The 20,129-nt window shown below is 59.4% G+C and carries 19 protein-coding genes; 10 read left to right on the top strand and 9 right to left on the bottom strand.

Annotation, left to right across the window (positions count from 1 at the left end):
* Positions 1-42 precede the first annotated feature (42 nt).
* Both RE428_RS07585 and RE428_RS07580 read right to left on the bottom strand, forming a co-directional pair.
* The gene (locus RE428_RS07585) at positions 43-453 is read right to left on the bottom strand and encodes a DUF1330 domain-containing protein (protein WP_004581389.1); all 411 of its coding nucleotides are present in this window, start codon (positions 451-453) and stop codon (positions 43-45) included.
* An 86-nt stretch (positions 454-539) separates the two neighbouring features.
* Positions 540-1,376, bottom strand: coding sequence for a 23S rRNA (adenine(2030)-N(6))-methyltransferase RlmJ (locus RE428_RS07580; RefSeq protein WP_004581388.1), 837 nt, complete (start codon positions 1,374-1,376; stop codon positions 540-542).
* Positions 1,377-1,560: 184 nt separating this feature from the next.
* Here RE428_RS07580 and RE428_RS07575 point away from each other — a divergent pair, with 184 nt between their 5' ends.
* The 7 genes from RE428_RS07575 (at position 1,561) to RE428_RS07545 (ending at position 10,303) form a co-directional block, all read left to right on the top strand.
* Positions 1,561-2,862 (top strand): imelysin family protein, encoded by a 1,302-nt coding sequence (locus RE428_RS07575; RefSeq protein ID WP_004581387.1) that lies wholly within the window; start codon positions 1,561-1,563, stop codon positions 2,860-2,862.
* 123 nt (positions 2,863-2,985) lie between these two features.
* Entirely contained in the window at positions 2,986-4,398 is a 1,413-nt protein-coding gene (locus tag RE428_RS07570) for a di-heme oxidoreductase family protein (RefSeq protein ID WP_227500218.1), read from the top strand.
* Between the two features lie 30 nt (positions 4,399-4,428).
* The gene (locus RE428_RS07565; protein ID WP_004581385.1) at positions 4,429-5,448 is read left to right on the top strand and encodes an imelysin family protein; all 1,020 of its coding nucleotides are present in this window, start codon (positions 4,429-4,431) and stop codon (positions 5,446-5,448) included.
* Positions 5,449-5,458: 10 nt separating this feature from the next.
* Positions 5,459-6,565 carry a DUF1513 domain-containing protein gene (locus tag RE428_RS07560; RefSeq protein ID WP_004581384.1) on the top strand — a complete coding sequence of 369 codons (1,107 nt, stop codon included), beginning with the start codon at positions 5,459-5,461 and terminating at the stop codon, positions 6,563-6,565.
* Between the two features lie 156 nt (positions 6,566-6,721).
* The gene (locus RE428_RS07555) at positions 6,722-8,026 is read left to right on the top strand and encodes an MFS transporter (protein WP_004581383.1); all 1,305 of its coding nucleotides are present in this window, start codon (positions 6,722-6,724) and stop codon (positions 8,024-8,026) included.
* A gap of 336 nt (positions 8,027-8,362) precedes the next feature.
* Positions 8,363-8,662, top strand: a complete 300-nt coding sequence (locus RE428_RS07550) for a DUF6316 family protein (RefSeq protein WP_004581382.1) — start codon at positions 8,363-8,365, stop codon at positions 8,660-8,662.
* Between the two features lie 342 nt (positions 8,663-9,004).
* The gene (locus RE428_RS07545) at positions 9,005-10,303 is read left to right on the top strand and encodes a methyl-accepting chemotaxis protein (protein ID WP_004581381.1); all 1,299 of its coding nucleotides are present in this window, start codon (positions 9,005-9,007) and stop codon (positions 10,301-10,303) included.
* Positions 10,304-10,363: 60 nt separating this feature from the next.
* Here RE428_RS07545 and RE428_RS07540 read toward each other — a convergent pair whose 3' ends face one another.
* The gene (locus tag RE428_RS07540; protein WP_004581380.1) at positions 10,364-10,741 is read right to left on the bottom strand and encodes a DUF4870 family protein; all 378 of its coding nucleotides are present in this window, start codon (positions 10,739-10,741) and stop codon (positions 10,364-10,366) included.
* A gap of 36 nt (positions 10,742-10,777) precedes the next feature.
* On the bottom strand, positions 10,778-11,413 hold the full coding sequence (locus RE428_RS07535; protein ID WP_004581379.1) for a LysE/ArgO family amino acid transporter: 636 nt from the start codon (positions 11,411-11,413) through the stop codon (positions 10,778-10,780).
* 116 nt (positions 11,414-11,529) lie between these two features.
* Between RE428_RS07535 and RE428_RS07530 the strand changes: the two genes are divergently transcribed.
* A complete protein-coding gene (locus tag RE428_RS07530; RefSeq protein WP_004581378.1) occupies positions 11,530-12,432 on the top strand; it encodes a LysR family transcriptional regulator ArgP in 903 nt (300 codons plus the stop codon).
* Between the two features lie 23 nt (positions 12,433-12,455).
* Here the strand turns inward: RE428_RS07530 and RE428_RS07525 are convergent, their stop codons facing one another.
* The 5 genes from RE428_RS07525 to RE428_RS07505 all read right to left on the bottom strand — a co-directional run bounded on the left by RE428_RS07525 (position 12,456) and on the right by RE428_RS07505 (position 17,623).
* Positions 12,456-14,099 (bottom strand): methyl-accepting chemotaxis protein, encoded by a 1,644-nt coding sequence (locus tag RE428_RS07525; protein ID WP_040882570.1) that lies wholly within the window; start codon positions 14,097-14,099, stop codon positions 12,456-12,458.
* A 170-nt stretch (positions 14,100-14,269) separates the two neighbouring features.
* Positions 14,270-14,794, bottom strand: a complete 525-nt coding sequence (locus RE428_RS07520) for a YajG family lipoprotein (protein ID WP_004581376.1) — start codon at positions 14,792-14,794, stop codon at positions 14,270-14,272.
* A 135-nt stretch (positions 14,795-14,929) separates the two neighbouring features.
* On the bottom strand, positions 14,930-15,196 hold the full coding sequence (locus RE428_RS07515) for a hypothetical protein (RefSeq protein WP_004581375.1): 267 nt from the start codon (positions 15,194-15,196) through the stop codon (positions 14,930-14,932).
* Positions 15,197-15,367: 171 nt separating this feature from the next.
* Complete coding sequence (locus tag RE428_RS07510) at positions 15,368-15,625, bottom strand: hypothetical protein (RefSeq protein ID WP_004581374.1); 258 nt, start codon at positions 15,623-15,625, stop codon at positions 15,368-15,370.
* 192 nt (positions 15,626-15,817) lie between these two features.
* Positions 15,818-17,623, bottom strand: a complete 1,806-nt coding sequence (locus RE428_RS07505) for an acyl-CoA dehydrogenase (protein WP_004581373.1) — start codon at positions 17,621-17,623, stop codon at positions 15,818-15,820.
* A gap of 154 nt (positions 17,624-17,777) precedes the next feature.
* Between RE428_RS07505 and RE428_RS07500 the strand changes: the two genes are divergently transcribed.
* Together RE428_RS07500 and RE428_RS07495 are read left to right on the top strand one after the other, a co-directional pair.
* Positions 17,778-18,752, top strand: coding sequence for a GlxA family transcriptional regulator (locus RE428_RS07500; protein WP_004581372.1), 975 nt, complete (start codon positions 17,778-17,780; stop codon positions 18,750-18,752).
* 225 nt (positions 18,753-18,977) lie between these two features.
* Positions 18,978-20,093 carry an ion channel gene (locus tag RE428_RS07495; protein WP_205624608.1) on the top strand — a complete coding sequence of 372 codons (1,116 nt, stop codon included), beginning with the start codon at positions 18,978-18,980 and terminating at the stop codon, positions 20,091-20,093.
* The last annotated feature ends 36 nt before the right edge of the window (positions 20,094-20,129 follow it).

Raw genomic sequence — 20,129 nt, 5'->3', positions numbered from 1 at the left:
GTCCTGGGGTCGGCGCCTGGTTTGGCGTCAGGGCCGGCGACATCAGAATTTCTTCGGCCGCGTGGCAATCAGGCGCGAATCGGCCAGCGCCGCTGTCCGGTGGTGGACGACTGCCTGATATTCGGGATCGCCGACCATGGCGAGGAACGCTTCCGCCGACGGGTACCGTACCAGCAAAACATCATGCCACCCTTCCTCGTCAGGCCCGATGACCGTCGTCATGGCTTCGCCCACCCATTCAGCCTTTGCGCCTACTTTCTCCAAGTGCGGCAAAGCCTGCTTACTGTAGCGCGCATAAGCCTCACGACCGGTGCAGGCGGTTTCGTTCTCATCGTCCGAATAGACCGCCTGTTCGCGGAAACGCAACAGGTTCAGCATCACTACGGGCTCATCTGGAGAGAAATGCCGAACCAGGGCTTCCAGGCTGGCACGAGAGGGGTGGATCGATGACATGAATAGCGACTCCTTTTACTATTTTTACTAACGAAATAAACTTGTCCGGCCCTCCGGCCCTGCCCTACCTTTAACCCAACGGGCCATCACTCAGGCACTACCCAGTCAAGCTGATGGCGCGCGGCAATCGCCCCGCTGGCATGGATCTCGCCCAGCATCGACTGGATGGCATCGGCCCAGCCCCACGGCGGATTTACCAGCAATAGTCCGGAACCCGCCATACCCCGCTCCGGTGGTTGGTCCAGCAAGTATTGACTGCGCAAAACCTTGGTCATCGGACTGCCCTGGACCTGCTCGATCATCCGTTCGAACTGGGCCTCAGGCAGCACCGGATACCATACAAGATAGACGCCGTGGCGACAGCGCTTCCAGGCGCGGATCAACGTATCGGCCGTCCTGGCGTAGTCATCCTTGATCTCGTAAGGCGGATCGATCAACGTGAACAGGCGCGGCTCCCGCGGCGGCAGGGCCGATAGCAATCCCCTGAAGCCGTCGGCTGCAATCACGCCGACCGACGTCGATGCCGCCCACTGCTGCAGCCGCGAGCTTTCATTCGAATGCAGCTCGAAAGCGGTTACGCTGTCCTGCTCCCGTCGCAAACCCTCCAGCCAGGCAGGCGATCCCGGGTAGTAACGTAACGCTGCTTCGTTCGGGTCACCGCCGATCAGCCCCCAGACCTCTGGCCAGAGCTCATGCTCCAACGTTGCTCGCCGTTGCCAAACGCGCTGTACGCCCGCATACGCTTCCCCGGTCTTGCGGGCCTTGTCGCCAGCAAGGTCGTAAAGCGCACTTCCGCCATGGGTATCAAAACAGGCAATTGGGGTAGGTTTCCGCTGCATCAGCTTCAGCGCAACGAAAAGCCCGAGATGCTTGTGGACGTCAGCGAAATTGCCGGCGTGGAAGGCGTGGAGGTAACTCAGCATAACGCAACAGATTTCCCGAAAATGGCAGTGGCTCATTAAGCCGCAAGCGGTGGCATCCAGCAACTCTACTTCGACATGTGGCCATCGATTTCATTGCAAAACATTAACGCGCCTTTATAATCGCAAATACAAATGAGTGTCATTAAAATTATTCAACAACCTCGTATTGACAGGGAGCATTTCCATGGGGGCCCGCTTTCCACTCAAAGCCTTGACCTTTGCGATCACGACACCGGCTGTGATCACCGCATGCGGAACGTTGTCCGGCGAATCAGCGATGAATGAAGAACCGGCGACACCGGCCAATGTGGTCGAACAGTATACAGACGTTGCCTACGCCACCTACCACGACGCCCTTAAAACGGCGCGCGCCCTGGATAAAGCCACCGACGCACTCATCGCCAACCCGACCGCAGACAACCTCGCGACGGCCAAGGCTGCCTGGCTCGAGGCACGGGTGCCCTACCAGCAGAGCGAAGTCTTCCGCTTCGGCAACGCCATCGTCGACGACTGGGAAGGCCAGCTGAACGCATGGCCGCTGGATGAAGGCCTGATCGACTACGTGGAAATCAACGACTACCAGTACGAACTGGGTAACGAAGGCGCCACCGTCAATATTATCGCCAGCGAAACGGTCAACGTGGGTGGAGAATCCGTCGACGTCGCCGTTCTGACACCGGAACTGCTGGCCGAGCTGAATGAAATCGGCGGTTCCGAGGCCAACGTGGCTACCGGCTATCACGCGATCGAATTCCTACTCTGGGGCCAGGATCGTCATGGTTTCGAGTCTGGCAACGGCGAGCGCCCGGTGACCGACTACGCCACGGATAGTGACTGCACCCACGGCAACTGCGAGCGCCGGGCCGCCTATCTAGACGCAGTGACCGATCTGCTGGTGTCCGACCTGGAATGGATGGCTTCCCAGTGGGCGCCAGGCAGCAGCGATAACTACCGCGCTGAACTGCTGGCCATGGAACCACAAGCAGCAATCCAGAAAATGCTGTTCGGCATGGGCTCGCTATCCCTGGGTGAACTGGCTGGCGAACGCATGAAGGTCGCGCTGGAGGCCAATTCCTATGAAGACGAACACGACTGCTTCAGCGACAACACCCACAACTCCCACTACTACAACGCCATTGGCATCCGTAACGTCTATACGGGCAGCTATACGCGCGTGGACGGTAGCACGATAACCGGTCCGTCCTTGTCCGACCTGGTCGCCGCAACCGATCCGGAACTGGACAAGCGCCTACGCTCCGATTTAAACAGTTCGGTAAAGGCGTTACAGAGCATGAAAGACCGCGCCGAGGCGTCCAGTAATGCCATGACCTTTGACATGATGATCGCCCCGGGAAACGAGGAAGGTGCGGCGATGATCAACGATGCCATCTCGGCGCTCGTGGCGCAGACGGGCTCCATCGAGAAGGCATCCAATATTCTGGGTGTCGCATCGCTGCAGCCGGACGACGCGGGCCACACATTCTAAAGCGCGGTCTGTTCGTTTAAGCTATGGGGCCCCGACCGGCCCCAGATAGCATAGGTTCCGCTTAAACCAGAGAGTCCGGCTGATACCTAACCGGGCTCCATGCCGTTGAAGAGCAACAGTAACGTGTTCAAGATATCCTGGCGCCGGTTAGCCCCGGCGCTTCTCGCAGCACTGGCCGGCACCGCTACCGGAGCAGCTACTGACCCGCCCGTCCAGGACACACCGATGACAGGCGGCGAAGGTTCGGTGGAACAATTCGACCGCAACGCCTATTCGCTGCCGCAAGCCAACCTGTCGATGACCAAGCGGCTGGACTTCAGCGTGGGCAACAGCTTCTTCCGGAATCCCTGGGTGGAAGCGCCCTCGAGCACCGACGCACGGGACGGCCTGGGCCCGCTGTTTAACACGAACTCCTGCCAGGGCTGCCACATCAAGGATGGTCGTGGGCATCCGCCAACCATCGACGAACCATCCGTATCGCTTTTCCTGCGCCTGTCGGTGCCTGCCGACCCGGTAGGCGATGCCGAACTGCTAAAAACCCATGGTTTCAAGCCCGCGCCGGTCTACGGCAGCCAGCTACAGACTGCAGCTATTTCCGGCCATAAGCCAGAAGCCGATCTACGGCTGACCTGGGAGTCCGTCGAACAGGTATTGCCAGACGGCACGAGGGTTGCGCTTGAGCGCCCGGTCTATCATATCGACAACGCAAACTATGGCCCCCTGCCTCAGGACCTGCTGGTGTCGCCGCGTGTCGCACCACCCATGATCGGTCTCGGACTGATTGCAGCTATTCCTGAAGAAACCATTCTCGCCCGGGCCGATGCGGAAGATAACGACGGCGACGGGCTCTCCGGACGTGCCAATCGAGTCTGGGACAAGGCCGCCGGGAAAACCGTGCTGGGGCGCTTTGGCTGGAAGGCTGGCGAGCCCAGCGTCCTGCAACAGAGTATGGGTGCGTTTTCCGGCGACATGGGGCTAACGTCCACTTTGGTGGCCGCGACCGACTGCACGCCAGAACAAGGGTGCGACGGCTTTCCCGATGGCGGTACCCCTGAGGTAAGCGACAAGATTGCCCGGTTCATCGACTTCTATGCCAGAAGCCTCGCCGTACCGATGCGCCGCAACATGGAGAACCCCGAGGTACAGCAAGGCGGACGGCTGTTCAACGGTATCGGCTGCGCAGGTTGCCACACGCCCCGCCAAGTAACCGGAACCGTGGTTGACCGGCCGGACCTGAGCCAGCAAACAATCTGGCCCTATACGGACTTGCTACTACACGACATGGGACCCGGACTCGCTGACAACCGCCGGGAGTTCGAGGCCGACGGCACGGAGTGGCGTACACCCCCCCTGTGGGGTCTGGGATTGGCGCAAACGGTCAACCCTCGTGCCGGTTTCCTTCACGACGGCCGGGCCCGTACGCCGGAGGAAGCCATCCTCTGGCACGGCGGCGAAGCCCAGAACGCAGCCGACCAGTATCGATCGCTGGCGCAGGACAAACGCGACGCCCTGCTGCAGTTCCTTGAATCGCTGTAGTTCCTCAAATCATTCTGATAGGAGATGCCGATGCCCGGCTTACGACACCTGATTCCAGCCTTGGCTATCGTTATCGCGCCCCTACTGCAGGCCGCCGAGTCGCCCCGCGCACAATGGCAGACAGACATCGCCGCCGGCTACGAGACCCTCGCCGAACACGTGATCGACCTACACCAGACGACCCAAACCTACTGTGAAGCGCCCAGTCCGGAGAACCGCGCCCACGTCGAGAACGCCTGGAAATCCGCCTTCCTCCAGTGGCAACGTGTCCGGTTCGTCGACTTCGGGCCCATCGAGCAGAACAGCCGTGCCTGGCAAATCCAGTTCTGGCCCGACACCAAGAACCTTGTGGCCCGCAAGGTAGGCTTCGCCCTCGACCAGAATACCGCCGACGAGCAGCAGGTCGCAGAAGCCGGCGTCGCACTACAAGGCTTTCCAGCGATGGAGTACCTCCTGTTCGATACGCGTATGAACCAAGCGGACGACGCCTTGCCGGCAGAGAGGACATGTGCCCTGCTAACCGCCATCGCTGGTCACCTCGCGGCAACAACGGGTAGTCTTTCCGCAGACTGGCAACGATTCTCTTCCCATTTCCTGGAAACCGATAGCTACACTGCCCGCACCGTCGAGGCGGGGCTGAACGGTCTGGAGATCCTTCTGGACCGGCGCCTGGCCGACCCCATGGGGTTACGGGGCACGCCCAAGCGCAACCCCTATCTTGGCGACGCCTGGCGCAGCGGCTATTCACTGGCAGCGATTCGCGCCAGCATACAGGGCATGGATCGGTACCTGCGACCGGGGCTGGACAGGCTGTTGACCCAGCAGGGACATCAGGAACTCGCCGAAAAGCTCGACAAGCAGTTCGAGAGCACACTAGAGGAACTCGATGCGCTGCCCGATGCGCTCGCACCCTCACTGGAAGACGATGCGAAGTACCGCGGATTGCAGTCACTGTTCATCGAAGTCACGCAGCTCGAACAGGTGCTGGAGAATCGTATCGCTCCGGCGCTCGGAATCCGGCGCGGCTTCAATTCCAGTGATGGTGATTGAGGCTCCGTCAATGATGACTCGACGCCGTTTTCTCCAGGCCACGCTCGCCGGTCTGTCCCTGGCCGGATTTGGCGCGCGACTGGCCCTGGCGACGGGTGCGGGGCGCCAGCCCCTCGTGCTCAGCGCGGTGGACGATGCCGCCGGCAATCACTTCATCGCCGGCATCGACCTGGCGGGCCGCCCCCGATTCCAGATTCCCGTCGACGACCGCTGCCACGGCGGGTGCCAGCGCCCGGGTATCGAACATGCCCTGTTGTTTGCCCGCCGGCCAGGACGGCATTTCTATATCGTCGACACCCGGCGCGGCGAGGAAGTCGCACGGATCGAAGCGCGCGAGGGATTCCACTTCTACGGTCACGGTGTCTTCAGCCGTGACAGTCGCTACCTCTATGTCACGCTGAACCATTTTCCCTCTGGAGAAGGCGTGATACGTGTCTACGATGCCGACGAAAATTATCGGCACATCGCCGATTATGCGCTGGACGGCATCGGTCCCCACGAATTGCGCCTGCACCCGGACGGCGAAACACTGGTCATCGCATTAGGCGGCATCAAGACCCATCCTGACTACGACCGCATCAAGCTCAACCTGGACACCATGGAAACGGCACTCGTGCTGATGGATCGCCGGGACGGCCGCATCCATCAACGTTTCACGCCCTCACATCACCAATTGAGCTGCCGCCACCTCGACATCGCCCCCGATGGCACCGTTATCGCTGGCTACCAGTACCAGGGCCCCGAATGGGAGACGCCGCCCCTGATAGCGCGACTGGACGGCCACACCGGCAAGTTCAGCGAAATTGCCCTTCCGGAAGACGATCAGTCCCGGCTGCGCAATTACACCGCGAGCATCGCCGTACACCCCGAAACGGCCTATGCCGCGATCACCGCGCCCCGTGGTAATCGTGTCGTCATCATCGATTACCGGAAGAGCCGTTACGTCCGCAGCCTCGATGTGCCGGACGTAGCCGGCGCACTCCCCCTCGCAGGGGGCGGCTTCGTGGTGTCCTCGGGCAACGGTTCGGTTCAACTGATTCATCCGGACCGCGAACGTCCTGAATTGCTGACCCACCTGGATCTGCGCTGGGATAACCACCTGACACTCTTCGCCTAGCTCTACTCCAGCCGAATCCAAACCAACACGCTCCTGTTAATCTGCATGCGCCGTGCTGACGTAACCTGCTTTCATCCATTGACGCGACACATCGCCTGTCGGTGATGGATTGCGGCTGTTAATATCCCGTTTTTTGGATTGCAAAGGAGTGTGTCTTTGGCTAACCAGCGCGATACGGCAGAACAGCTCTACAGCCTCATTGCCAATGAGGAGGACGCCCGGACCTGCAAGGACATATCCGACGACGCCTGCAAGGAGGTTCCACGCAACTTCTTCCTGATTCTCGGCAGCCTGGTACTCACCAAGCTGGGCGACCTGTTGATCAGCCCCAAGACGGTGCTGGCATGGCTACTGGGCGCCGTGGGAGCACCCGGTCTCGTCGCCTGGCTGGTGCCGATCCGTGAATCGGGGTCGCTGATTCCGCAGATGGTCATCGGCGCTTGGGTCCGGCAGAAACCCGTACGCAAGTGGTTCTGGATAGGTGGCAGCCTCGGACAGGCCGCGAGCGTTGCCGCCATGGCCGCGAGCGTATGGTTCCTTGAGGGCAATGCGGCAGGCCTTGGAGTCATCGGTGCGCTGGTCGTTTTCTCTCTCGCCCGCGGCTTCTGCTCGGTCGCCATGAAGGATATCCAGGGCAAAACCGTTCCCAAAACGCGTCGCGGTCGTCTGTCCGGGCTGGCAACGACCCTGGGTGGCAGCGCGACCGTCGCCCTCACTTTCCTGCTGTTCTGGAACCAGGGGGATCCTTCGACCGGTTTCTACGTGACCCTGCTCGGCCTGGCGGCGGTGCTCTGGCTCATTGCCGCCGTCCTGTTTAGCGGTATCGAAGAGGAACCCGGGGAAACCGGCGGCGGGGGCCATGCCTTGCAGGAAGCGTTCCGTAGCCTGTCCTTGTTGCGGGACGACCCACCCTTCCGGCACTTCGTCATTACCCGCGCACTGCTTCTCTGCTCTGCCCTCGCCTCGCCCTATTTTGTACTCCTGGCTCAGCAGCAAGGCGAGAGCGGTTGGCTTCTTGGCGGTTTCCTGCTGGCAAGCAGCCTGGCCAGCTCCGTCAGCGCATCGGTCTGGGGCTGGATGGCTGATAAATCCAGCCGCCAGGTAATGATCCGGGGCGCCGCTATCGCCAGCGGCGTCTGCCTGGGTGTCGGCGGGCTCAACCTGTATTACGGGGGCAACCTGCAAAGCGCCTGGTTTTATCCAGTGGCGTTCTTCATTCTCGGTATTGCCCACGCTGGTGTACGCCTGGGGCGCAAAACCTACCTTGTGGATATGGCAGGCGGCAACAAACGCACGGACTACACGGCCGTGAGCAATACTGTCATTGGCGTCCTTCTCCTGGTTACCGGCGGGCTAAGTGCGCTCGCGTCACTCATTTCCGCCACCGCTGTCATTATTCTGCTCGGGTTAATGGGCGCGTTGGGAACGGTCAGCGCTCTACGCATGAAGGAAGTGGAATAGGTTGACTGAAGCCACCAGCGGCCTGGAGCCCGGGATTGCCCAAAACCCAATAAGAGTTCCTGTTCTTCATAAACCTAGGTTTATGTAAACTTTTGCTACAACCTGATAACTTCTGTAAGTACAATTCGAAGCGCGGTATCTCATACTGTGAGCGGTGAATGGGATGGATGGTTGCACCTTGGTCCAACCTGTCGTCGCAGCCAAGGATCGGGCCAGACCTTTAGCCCGAAGAAGCACACGTGGCGTCATGTGGTCCAAGTGCATCGTTCGGGAAAAGGGTCATCATTTCCGGGGTTTTGGCCCGCAGTCGATAATGAGCCAAAGGAAGGATTCGAGATGTCAGTCGTACGCCAGCAGTTCTCGCCGATCCGCACGGACCGATTCATTCGCACCCTCGTCGGTTGGTATGTCAGGACCCGCGAACAGGTCGATCTGGGGCCTTTCGCCGATGCCTCCGCCGCAGAAACCGCATTGCGGGGCCACCTCAACCAGTACCGCGGGTTGAACCGCCCTCGAACCACAGCAACCCTTCAACTGGGCATGGACATTCACGATCCGAGCGCCTGCAGCAAGGTCAACTGTGCCGTCTGTATGGAAGCGCGTATTGCCTCTCAGCAGCTGGATTTTGGCGCGTAACGCGGAGCCGACCATCCCCGCACCCTGAAACGAGGGCCATAAGCCTTCCCTTACTGGGGTTTCCTCACACTGTGAAGAGACTCTATCGGTCTCGAGCACCAGCCACCCGCGAGCTCTCTGACAATTGTTTACGTTCTGACGAAACTGCTTCCTCCCTCCCACCGTACTCACTAGCTGATTGTTCTGCATGGCTAAATGGACCTTTTTTGCGGTTGCCTATACCTCAATCGCACATCCATACGTCGATGCCCCTATAGCTCAAAAACTGCACTGCCGCTTAACTAGGTGCAGAAGCTAGTTTTTTGTATATCTAATAAACAAGTCTGCGCCGGATCAACAACCATGATTTTTACCAAGCACACTCGTCAGATCGAAAAGCAGAAGGACACCATCAACGAATTGCAGTCGACAATCGACGCCATCCGGACGGCAGTCGCGACCATCGAATTCACACCCGACGGCCATATCCTGACCGCCAACCCCCTCTTTCTCGGCGTGGTGGGCTATAGGCTCGATGAAATTCAGGGTAAACATCACCGGATGTTCTGTGACGCAGACTATGCCGGGTCCTCCGAATACCGCCAGTTCTGGAGCAAACTCGCCGAGGGAAAGAATCAGGCCGGTACCTTTTGCCGGTATGATGGCAAGGGCAATGAAATCTGGCTGGAAGCCACCTACCTACCCGTACGTAATGGTGAGGGTCGGGTATACAAGGTGATCAAGCTGGCCTATGACGTCACCGACAAACACCAGAAGATCAGCCGTCAGACGGCCGTTTTCGATGCCATCAATCGTTCCATGGCCGTTATCGAATTCACACCGGATGGCACAATCCTTACCGCCAACGGCAATTTCCTGAATGCGGTGGGCTATTCTCTGGAGTCCATTCGGGGCAAGCATCACAAGATCTTCTGCAAACCCAATTTCCACAAAGAGAACCCTACTTTCTGGGACGACCTGGCTCGCGGCCAATACAAGTCGGGGAAGTTCGAGCGGCTTCGCGCCAACGGGGACGAGTTATGGCTCGAGGCGTCCTATAACCCGATCATCGATGACGATGGCAAGGTCTGGAAGGTGGTTAAATTTGCCAGCGACATCACCGATTACGTCGCCCAGACGGAACGCACCAGCAAAGCCGCCGGAGTCGCCTTCTCGACCGCCCAGGAGACCGCACGCAGTGCATCCCAGGCAACGGATTCCCTGGCCAGCTCGATGAAGACCACGGACCTGATTCGCGAGCGGATCGATCAGACCAAACAGGTCATCGCGAAGCTCAACGCGCAATCCCAGAATATCGAACGCATCGTCGGCACCATCTCCGGCGTAGCCGATCAGACCAACCTGCTGGCACTGAATGCCGCCATCGAAGCAGCCCGGGCCGGTGAGCAGGGCCGCGGCTTTGCGGTGGTTGCTGACGAGGTGCGACAGTTGGCTGCGCGCAGTGGCGAATCCACAGCGGAAATCGAGAAGGTTATCCACGAGAACCTTACGTTAACCGAAGAGGTAGTGAGGAAGATCGAGGAAGTGGCGAATGTGGCCGGTGAAGGCCAAACCCAGGTAGCCAGCGTGGAGACGATCGTTAGAGACATCAGCACTGGCGCCGAGCGGGTACTCGAGGCTGTCGCGTCGATCAGTCACTAACTACCCGACTCAAGGCCTGCCGAGGCGGAGTTCTCTGCAGGCCTCCTTTTCATTTGTCGGTCAAGGCGCCTTGCCGTCATTCAGCGCCAGGGCACCCTTGACGATCCGGTAGATCACCCAGATTGAAATCCCGAGCAGGACGAACCAGCCGATCAGTATCGGCAAGGTGACGAAGCCGATCACACACCACAGCAGGCCAATCCAGAAAGTGCGGATCTGCCAGCGGAAGTGGGGCTCGACCCAGGTGTTACGTACATCGTCAAGCTTCACGTAGTTCACGATGACGCCGGCAAGACCGGTAATACCGCCAACAAAAAAAGACAGGGCCTGCAGCAGGTAAACCAACACAGCCAGGTTTCTGGATTTATCGCCACGGCGGACGATGGGGTCGTCGCTATCGACCTCCACGGGGCGGGCTTCCTGTTCGTTCAAGATCATTCCTCGGTTCGGTGGTTTCCAGCCAGTATAGAGGAATCAGCCGCCCGTTTGCGCCGGGTTCGGTACGTGAATCCCGTTGACGACCAGGTGCACGGCAATCGCGAGCATCATCAACGAGATCAGTCCATCGATAATGCGCCAGGCCATCGGTCGCGAAAGAACCGGTGCCAGTGCCGAACCACCCCAGGCCAACAGCGTGAACCACATGACGGACGCACTACTGGCGCCCGCAGCGAAAACCATCGGATCGGGCTGCTGGGCACCAACAGACGGAATCAGCAACAGGGTATCCAGGTAAACCTGCGGATTGAGCAACGTGACGGCCAGTGTCGTCATCAAGACAGCGCCCAGGCTGCGCCGTGATTGCTCGTCGGCGACCAGACCATCACGCCCTTGCACGGCCCGGACAAAAGCCGTAAATGAAAGCCACAACAGGAAGACCACACCTGCCCAACGCAGCATATCCAATGCCGAAGGAAACGCGATCAACGCCGCACTGACACCCAGCATTCCCAGCGTAAACAGGACTATGTCCGCACTCATGCACAGTGCCGCGGACCACCAGTGGTGTTCCCGCCTGAAGGCCTGGCCCAGAAGATAGGCATTCTGGGCGCCAATCGCGATGATAATCCCGCCGCAGACCACAAGGCCGGTCAGGTAACTCTGTAACATGGTTAATCTCCCTCCAAACACCGCCTTCAAGCTCGGACCGTCGTTTTGCAGGGAAAGACTAACCAAATGTCGTTATACTAAAAAATCATATTGCTAATACTGCATCACTTTTACTTATGCTCGACTACAAACTGCTGGAAGCACTCATCACCGTCGTCGAAACGGGTGGATTCGAACGGGCCGGCATGGCATTGGGTCTCTCCCAATCTGCCGTGTCCCAACGCATCAAATTGCTGGAATCGCGCCTTGGCCAACCCGTCCTCACCCGGCACCCCCACCTGCAAGCCACGCCGGCGGGTCGGAGGTTGCTCAACCATGCCCAGCAGGTCCAGCTGCTGGAACGGGACCTGAGGCGTCAGATTCCCGCCTTGTCCGAAGACCGCACCCGGCTGCGCATCGCCCTCAACGCCGACAGCCTCGCCACGTGGTGGGGCGAAGCGATTGGCGCGTTCTGCCAGGAAGAAGGGTTACTGATGGATATGGTGATCGAGGACCAGGACGTGGGGCTGCGCCGTATGCGGGAAGGCGACGTGGCCGCCTGCCTGTGCAGCAGCGACCAGCCTGTTGCCGGGGCGCGATGTATTGCTCTCGGCAACATGCCCTACCGCGCCTGGGCCCACCGGAACTACATTGCGCGATTCTTCCCCGACGGGCTCACCGCGCAGGCCTTCCAGGAAGCGCCGGCGATTGTCTTCGGCCCACATGACCAGCTCCAGCACCGCTTCCTGGCCCAGTGTGGGTATCACGGCCGCTTCCCCTATCACCTGTGCCCGTCAGCGGAAGGTTTCGTACGTCTCGCCATGGCCGGCATGGGCTACGGCATGATCCCCGACAACATGATCGGCGACAACCGCACGACCCTTGCGGTGCCGGAGGGTGAACTGGTCAACCTGAACCAGGCAGTGACGGTGGACGTGCCGTTGTACTGGCATTACTGGCGCCATGGCGGCGATTTCATGGAACGGCTGACCCGAACCATCGCCCGGGCCGGCAGTGCACTGCTGGAACCGATACGCTAGCGACGTGCTATGTCTACCGTCCGTCATCCAGCCTGCCGCGGCCGATAACCCAGCCGGAACCCACCCCAGTGGCGTCCGTTTACATAGATCGGTACCGAGAGGTCATGCATGATCTCGCCGGTGTCACGGCGATAGGTCTGCAGCAGCATATCCTGCTTGTGGCTGCCGCAGCGCTTACCGGTACGATCATTGAACAGTCGCTTGCTGCGACTTTTCACCAAGTCCACATTGGCATCGCCGGTAGGCTCGTTGGCAAAGGCTTTATTATGGGTGGGCACGTAGCCGTCCGGCGCCGTGGCAATGGCGAAGACCAGCGACTCATGGGAATCCTTGACCGGTTCCTGGATGGTATGGATATGCTGATCGGTAAAGCGATCAAAGCCACTATGGTATTTCTGGGGGCTGGTGTTCGGAATAGGCTCGCGTTTGCTATCGAATAACTGCGCTTCGGATAGCTTGCCATCGCTCAGTGCCCGCTCGAACAGGGAGCCAATATGGTCGGCACCTTCACGGGCTCGCTCGTAGAAGAACCGGTGGTAGCTGGCATCGCTACTCAATGCAAAGGCGGCGTTGGCGTTCTCGGCGATTTCCATTAGCCGCGCCGCTTGCTGGGCGAGGGATTGCACGCTGTTGTCGCTCTCGGTCATCTCGTCCCGCAGTGTTTCGATCGCCTGGAACATCTGCCTCAGGCTTTCCTCGTTATGCTGGTCACCTTCAGCGATGCTGGTCACCTGCTGTTCGACCTGCTCGGTCTGGGCTCGTATCTCATTGAGCCGCTCACCAACACTCTCCACTGATTCCAGGCCGCTTTCGATACTGCCGGCGAGTTTCTCGATCTGCGACACGATCGTTCCGGTATCCACACGAATCGCCTGCAGTGTTTCTGCCACCTCGCCGGTCGCCTGCGCCGTACGCCCTGCCAACTGCCGCACTTCATCGGCCACCACGGCAAAGCCCCGCCCCTGCTCGCCGGCCCGGGCTGCTTCGATGGCAGCATTCAGCGCGAGCAGGTTGGTCTGTTCGGCAATGGCCTGAATGGTCGTGGTGACGCCCTGAATTTTCTCGGACTTTTCATTCAGCTCCTGAATCTGCCGCAAGGTCTCGCCCGACTGCTGGTGTACGGTCCTCACCTCTTCAATCGCCTGGCCCAGGGCCTGGCGACCACTGGCACTGAGTTCGCTGGCGTGCCGCGACATGGTCGAAGCCTGACTCGCCTGCTCGGCGGATTGCTTGACGGTAGAGGTAATCCGGGCCGCGTAATCAGCCATTTGTGCCGTTTCCTCGACCTGTCTGTCCAGCCGAGACTTGAGCTGATCTGCTGCGTAAGACACCTCCGCAGCGGAAATGGCGTTGGCGTCAGCACCGGAAGACAGGGATTCAACCAGGGACTGTCCCGCCCTCGCCTGCTGTAAGAGAGACGGAATCCACTTAGCCGCCGGATTGTCAGGCGCCTTATCGCCGGCTTCCAACTTCGCGAAGCCCCGCTCCAGCGGTTCCAGTACGCGAATTACCAGAACCAGCGTAGCCAAAACCAAGCCGAGGATTAAACCGATAACCAAGGAGGGCGCATCCAGTCCAAGCATGGGAGACATGAAATACCCCACAACTGAAACAACCAGCGCAACAACGCAAACGGCAGTAATTGCCGCACTATTGATGAATCTCATTGAGCCGCCACCTCTGAACGAACTCGCCCGCTATCACGCCTCTGGCGGTAGGAGCTGATTATTATAATTTTCCGCACTCACGCCCCGCCTTGGGCCGCGTTATCCCAGCCTACGCAAACATGGACGATAGTTAACTTCTACTTTAGTTGATTTTCGAACAATTCGGGAGATCAGGATGAGTTTTTTGTTCTTGCCGGAATACCGTCGAGAAACATACGAACACGCTCGGCAATATCCTGTTCCTGCATGAAATCGAGATCGATACTGTCGAGGTTCGGCGAACGCCCCACGCGCAGGGTTTCGTCATCATCCATCATGTAGAGGTTCAGTCGGCCGGACTCCACCGGTTCGACAAAGGGGATAACCCGATCCGTTCTGGACAACTGGATCAGGACGGAGAAATCACCACTACCCCTTTCGACCTTTTCGTAGCCCAGAGCCTCAAGCTGCGTGATGACAGCGCGCTCCACCTTTTGGAGAAATCGGAAGCGGCCAGGAGCCGGGCGAACATCGGTATGGAAAGTTTCGGCGGACGCCGGTATAGGCTGTGCCCCCGTATCGAGCGACAACGGTGGCGTCGGCTGCAGTGAGCAGGCGGACAGCAGCCATACAGCCGTCAGACCGACGACCAATCCCGGGATACGGTGGCCCCGGAAACGTGAAAGGATTGAGGGGAAATTCGGGATGGTGTCCATAACCTGCTCCTCCTGGCGGACAGATGCCTTACTATGGGCAGGTGGACGACCATCCCGCAACCGTTCAGACGGTTATCGTGCGACCGTCACGGTTTGGATAGGACATTTTTAACTGGCAACCAAAGACCAGAAAACTTAGTTGGTAGCTTCTTCGGCCGTGTCTTCTACGGCTTCACCAGCTTCCTCAGCGCCTTCCTGAACATTTTCCCCGACGCTGTCAGACTGACCCGTTGCGTCTTCGTAAGTCTCTTCGACAGAATCGCCTGCGTCTTCTGCCATTTCACCGGCATTTTCGGCAGCCTGATCGATAGACTCACCTGCTTCCTCAGCCGGTCCTTCGTCACAGCCAACCAGCCCAAGCGCCATAAGAGCAGCAAACGTACCCGCGATCACCTTTTTCATGTGCTTTCCCTCAGCAAAAAATAAATTCCAAATTTCCAAACGATCGTTTGACTACGGGAAGCAGTGTATGAGTGAGCGGCACATCAACACAATAAACGGGCGATTACGTTTTCTTTAACAATGACAAAACGTTAGGAAAACCCTGACGATACCTACGACGCCCAGTGCCAATCAGGCCGAAACCTTGCCACCTTGGGTAACCGGCTTGCCGTCCACCAGGATCAGATGGTCCAGACGAATCAATTGACCGCGTCCCAGGAGCAGGAACTCCTCGCCGGCACGGGTAAAGACATCACGGATCCTGTCGTGAAAGGCCTGAATCTGGCCAGCCTCGTCTCGAAATACGATTTCCACGGTACGTTGGAAGGTTGCGACTTCGAGGAGGATATCGTGGGCAGAACAATCGATGGGCTGATAGTTGTTGGTCATTGAACATCCTCTGCCTGAGTGTGCTGCCTAGAGTAATAGGTAGCAGCGGAGATCGTGCCGAACGGCAATCTAACCAGTCTGGTTCAGGATGGGTGTTAACGCCAACTGCATGCCTACCAATCGCAGGCAAGCGAATTCAGGAAAAGGCAGGAAGACGGCCCCGAGGCAACGCCGGGGCCGAACAATGAAGGACTAGAACCACTCCGGCTTCATGGCAAGGCAGGTATCGTCCCGGTTCTGCAACAGTACGATGTCCTGGGCTACCGTCGGCAATTCCCAATGGAAGAAATACTGTGCAGCCTGGAGTTTGCCTTCCAGGAAGTGGCGTTCCTGCTCCGATAGCCCCCCCGAGGCCAACTTGAACTCCGCCACGTTCGCCTGGCGCAGCCACATCCAGGCCACCGCAATATGACCGAACAGATGGAGGTAGCAAGAGGCATTGGCCAGTACGCCGTCCGGACTTTCCTTCATCAGCGCTGCGCCCAGCTCCTGAGTCACCTTGACAGCGCGCTGCAGGGTTTCACTCAGGGACAGCGCCCACTGCTGACACCGGGCCGTGGTTGAGGCTTCAAGATCCGCCTGCATGCGTTTCATCAGCAGTTGCAGACCATAGCTCTTGTCCTGCCAAACCTTACGCCCCAGCAGGTCCAGCGCCTGGATACCGTTGGTGCCTTCGTGGATCGGATTGAGGCGGTTATCCCGCCAGCACTGCTCCACCGGGTATTCACGGGTATAGCCCGCACCACCATAGACCTGGATCGCCAGGTCATTGGCCTTGGGTCCATACTCCGAGGGCCACGCCTTCATGATGGGCGTGAGCAGGTCGAGGAGCTTACCCGATTGCTCCCGGACATCCGCATCCGGATGGGTATGCTGGTCGTCCACCAGCCGCGCGCCATACAGGCAAAGGGCCAGACCACCCTCACAGTAGGCTTTCTGAGCCAGCAACATACGGCGAACATCCGCGTGCTCGATGATCGGTACCGGCGGACTTGTCGGGTCGGATTCGGACGGCTTGCGGCCCTGTAAGCGATCCCTGGCGTACTCCAGGCTATGCAGGTAACCACGGTAGCCGATGACCGCGGCACCGAAGCCCACGCCCAGACGAGCCTCGTTCATCATTTGGAACATGTACTTCAGGCCCTGGTGGGGCTCACCTACCAGGTAGCCATGACAGGGTGCATCATCGCCGAAACTGAGCGCCGTGGACGTGGTACCCCGGTAACCCAGTTTGTGGATCAGCCCTGCCAGCGCCACACCGTTACGCCCGGTCACCTGGCCGTCAGCGTCAGTCAGGAACTTGGGCACGATGAATAGCGAAATGCCCTTCACTCCCGGAGGCGCACCTTTGATCTTGGCGAGCACCAGGTGAACGATATTTTCGGTGATCGATTGCTCGCCGCCGGAAATGTAGATCTTGGCGCCCTTGATCAGGTAGTGGCCGTCGTCAGTCGGCGAGGCGGAGGTACGGATATCGCTCAGGGACGAGCCGGCATGGGGCTCGGTCAGGGCCATGGTGCCGGAGTAGCGGCCGTCGAGCATCGGCGGCAGGTACTTGGCCTGCTGCTCCTCGGAACCAAACACCCGGATAAGGTTGGCGGCGGCGGTGGTCAGGAACGGATAGCCTGCCGTACCCGGGTTGGCTGCGGTGAAGAAACCATTGCAGGCGGCAATCACCGACTCCGGCAACTGCATTCCACCCAGGTCGTGGTCATAACGCCCCGCCAGGAAGCCGGCTTCGGCATACGCGTGGAACGCCTCTTTGACCTCCGGCAGCATTTCTACCTCGCCATTGACGAAGCTGGGCTCCTGCTTGTCCGCCAGACTGTTATGCGGTGCGAATTTTTCGCGTGCCATGCGGTCAGCGGTCTCGATCACAGCATCGAACGTTTCGCGGCTGTGATCCTGGAAACGCTCGCGACTGCTCAGCGCGGCGGTATCCATGACGTCGTAAAGCAGGAAATCGAGGTCGCGGCGATCGATCAGTGTGTCAGTCATTACAGCTACCTTTATGGAGAATCGGCAAGCGTCCCAAAGTGGGCGGAGCCCTGGAGGTTCGTAAGGTTCGCATAGCGCCGACTTGGTGAAAACCGTCACATCTGACACACTTTAGGCCAAATCCGCCAGCCATGATGTGTTACAGATTGCACCGATGAGAAAGGTTTCCATTGTAGGCTTCCCCGGTGCCCTGGCCAGCGCCATCACCGGCATGATCGACCTCTTCCGGCTAGCCGGCGTCACCTGGGCCCGCATCCAGGGAAGCGAGCCGGAGCGCCATTTTGAGGTGCAACTGCTTACCGAGGATGGCCGCCCGTGTCCCTGCCTGAACGGCATTTCCCTGCTTGCGGACGGCAGTATCCAGGAAAGCGAACCCGGCGAGCTTATTCTCGTTCCCACGATCGGCGGGCCGATCCTCCCGACACTGGAAAATGCCGGCGTTCTACTGAACTGGCTGCGGCAAAGAGCCGATGCCGGCCAGGAGATTGCCAGCAACTGTACCGGCGCCTTCCTGCTTGCCGAAGCCGGGTTGCTCAACGGCCGCAAAGCCACAACGCACTGGGGTTTCAGCGAACTGTTCCGACAGCGCTACCCGCAGGTCGAATGCCATCCGGAGCAACTGGTCACCGTGGATGGCCCCATCGCCTGTGCCGGCGGCGGCACCGCCTGGTGGGACCTGGGCATTCTGCTGATCGAACGCTACGCCGGTGCCCAGGTGGCCCGGGAGCTCGCCAAAGCTTTTGTGATCGATGCCGGCCGCCGCAGCCAGGCGCCTTACGCCGCGCTTCAAACCAAACGCTATCACCAGGACGAAGCAATCCTGGCCTTGCAGGACTGGCTCGACCAACGCTATGCACATCCATTGGCCACCGACGACCTGGTACGCCAGTCCGGCCTCAGCAGCCGGTCGCTGCTCCGACGCTTCAAGGCCGCCACCGGCGAAACGCCCCAGCATTACCTGCAGGCCCTGCGCATCGAGGCGGCAAAGTCACACCTGGAATCCTCGCGCCTGCCAGTCGAACGGATCACCCAGGCCGTCGGGTACGAAGATGTCAGCTCCTTCAGCCGCCTTTTTCGCCGCCAGACCGGTTTGACGCCCAGCGACTATCGGGCGAGGTTTGGACGCTAGGGAGCATGCTATACCGTATGTGAGATAGACGGCCCTGCACGTGGGCACGTCGCTACGACCATGCGTCGCCCTCACCTCGGCGCCCGGTGGTAATCCTCCGCAACGTCACGTAACATCGCCGTCTTGCAAGATAGATTACCTTTCAGCAATCACCTTTCGAAAAGACGGACAGGAGTCAGTTCGCCAGCGCTATCGCTTGAGATCAGGCCATATAGATACTCAGGGATGGGTAAATCAACGACCATGTTTTTCCTCCTTCGCAAGCGTCGGCAGTCCTACGCCCGAATCACCCGCAAACTCGACATCAACATGCGAGCACGCCTGACGCGCGCCCTGCTCTGGCTCCTTGGCCTATCCGGCGCCCACGTGGCGGTGATGCTCGCGTTTGAAGGGCTGGGCTTCGGCGATGCCGTCTGGCTTACGCTCACCACCTTGACCACCGTGGGCTATGGCGACTTTTCCGCATCGACGGTGGTCGGCCGCTTCGCAACCACATTCCTTTTGTATTTCGCGGGTATCACGCTGCTTGCCCAACTTGCCAGCGACTATATCGACTACCGCCTCAAGCAAAAGGAATACATGATCAAAGGCCTTTGGAGATGGCGTATGAAAGACCATGTTCTGATTATCAATAGCCCCCTCAACAACCCGGCTGTCTACTTCCAGCGCCTGGTCAGCCAGTTCCGTGCCACCAAAGCCTTCGCCGACACGCCCATCCTGGTGCTGACCGATGCCTTTCCTGACGGCCTGCCGTCACGCCTGAGGGAAATGGGCGTCGTCCACTACCACGGCGAGTCCACAGACCGAGGTGCCGTTGAAGCCGTCTCGCCGGAACATGCCAGAGCAATCATTGTATTGTCGCGCGACGAGCACAGCCGGATCTCCGATAGCGTCACGCTCGACGTGCTGCTCCAGATCCGCAACCGGTGTGGCGACAGGATGCCCTACACGGTTGCCGAGTGCGTGGACGAAGATAACCGTCAGCGCACCGAAGCCGCCGGCGCCAACACGACGCTACGCCCGATTCGCGCTTACCCGGAAATTCTCGTTCGATCGCTGGTCGCCCCGGGCGCGGAGAAAATCCTGGAAAACCTCTTTACCCATCATGACGACCACGCCATGCGCTTCGATGTCACGGTGAAAGACACCGTTTGGGCTGACGCCGCCTGTAAACTGATCAAGGCGGGCCACGGTACGCTCATGGCTTACGTCACCGATAACGGCGAGGTGGAATGCCACCCGGCCCCCGACCATCGTTTCGATGCCAGCGCACTGATCCTGATGGTGCGCGAGGAAGCCATCCCGACCGAACAGGACCTGAAACACTGTCTTCAAACCTGAATCCAATCTGCCTGCCGATGTCGTGTTCAACCAATA

Origin of the sequence: Marinobacter nanhaiticus D15-8W (genome assembly GCF_036511935.1) — a bacterium.
Classification (GTDB): Bacteria; Pseudomonadota; Gammaproteobacteria; order Pseudomonadales; family Oleiphilaceae; genus Marinobacter_A; species Marinobacter_A nanhaiticus.
This window is presented reverse-complemented; position numbering and strand designations above follow the sequence as displayed.

Excerpts from the sequence above, each read along its gene's own strand:
- RE428_RS07585 (WP_004581389.1), bottom strand. The coding sequence starts at position 453 with ATGTCATCGATCCACCCCTCTCGTGCCAGCCTGGAAGCCCTGGTTCGG.
- RE428_RS07580 (WP_004581388.1), bottom strand. The coding sequence starts at position 1,376 with ATGCTGAGTTACCTCCACGCCTTCCACGCCGGCAATTTCGCTGACGTC.
- RE428_RS07575 (WP_004581387.1), top strand. The coding sequence starts at position 1,561 with ATGGGGGCCCGCTTTCCACTCAAAGCCTTGACCTTTGCGATCACGACA.
- RE428_RS07565 (WP_004581385.1), top strand. The coding sequence starts at position 4,429 with ATGCCCGGCTTACGACACCTGATTCCAGCCTTGGCTATCGTTATCGCG.
- RE428_RS07560 (WP_004581384.1), top strand. The coding sequence starts at position 5,459 with ATGATGACTCGACGCCGTTTTCTCCAGGCCACGCTCGCCGGTCTGTCC.
- RE428_RS07550 (WP_004581382.1), top strand. The coding sequence starts at position 8,363 with ATGTCAGTCGTACGCCAGCAGTTCTCGCCGATCCGCACGGACCGATTC.
- RE428_RS07545 (WP_004581381.1), top strand. The coding sequence starts at position 9,005 with ATGATTTTTACCAAGCACACTCGTCAGATCGAAAAGCAGAAGGACACC.
- RE428_RS07540 (WP_004581380.1), bottom strand. The coding sequence starts at position 10,741 with ATGATCTTGAACGAACAGGAAGCCCGCCCCGTGGAGGTCGATAGCGAC.
- RE428_RS07535 (WP_004581379.1), bottom strand. The coding sequence starts at position 11,413 with ATGTTACAGAGTTACCTGACCGGCCTTGTGGTCTGCGGCGGGATTATC.
- RE428_RS07530 (WP_004581378.1), top strand. The coding sequence starts at position 11,530 with ATGCTCGACTACAAACTGCTGGAAGCACTCATCACCGTCGTCGAAACG.
- RE428_RS07525 (WP_040882570.1), bottom strand. The coding sequence starts at position 14,099 with ATGAGATTCATCAATAGTGCGGCAATTACTGCCGTTTGCGTTGTTGCG.
- RE428_RS07520 (WP_004581376.1), bottom strand. The coding sequence starts at position 14,794 with ATGGACACCATCCCGAATTTCCCCTCAATCCTTTCACGTTTCCGGGGC.
- RE428_RS07515 (WP_004581375.1), bottom strand. The coding sequence starts at position 15,196 with ATGAAAAAGGTGATCGCGGGTACGTTTGCTGCTCTTATGGCGCTTGGG.
- RE428_RS07510 (WP_004581374.1), bottom strand. The coding sequence starts at position 15,625 with ATGACCAACAACTATCAGCCCATCGATTGTTCTGCCCACGATATCCTC.
- RE428_RS07505 (WP_004581373.1), bottom strand. The coding sequence starts at position 17,623 with ATGACTGACACACTGATCGATCGCCGCGACCTCGATTTCCTGCTTTAC.
- RE428_RS07500 (WP_004581372.1), top strand. The coding sequence starts at position 17,778 with ATGAGAAAGGTTTCCATTGTAGGCTTCCCCGGTGCCCTGGCCAGCGCC.
- RE428_RS07495 (WP_205624608.1), top strand. The coding sequence starts at position 18,978 with ATGGGTAAATCAACGACCATGTTTTTCCTCCTTCGCAAGCGTCGGCAG.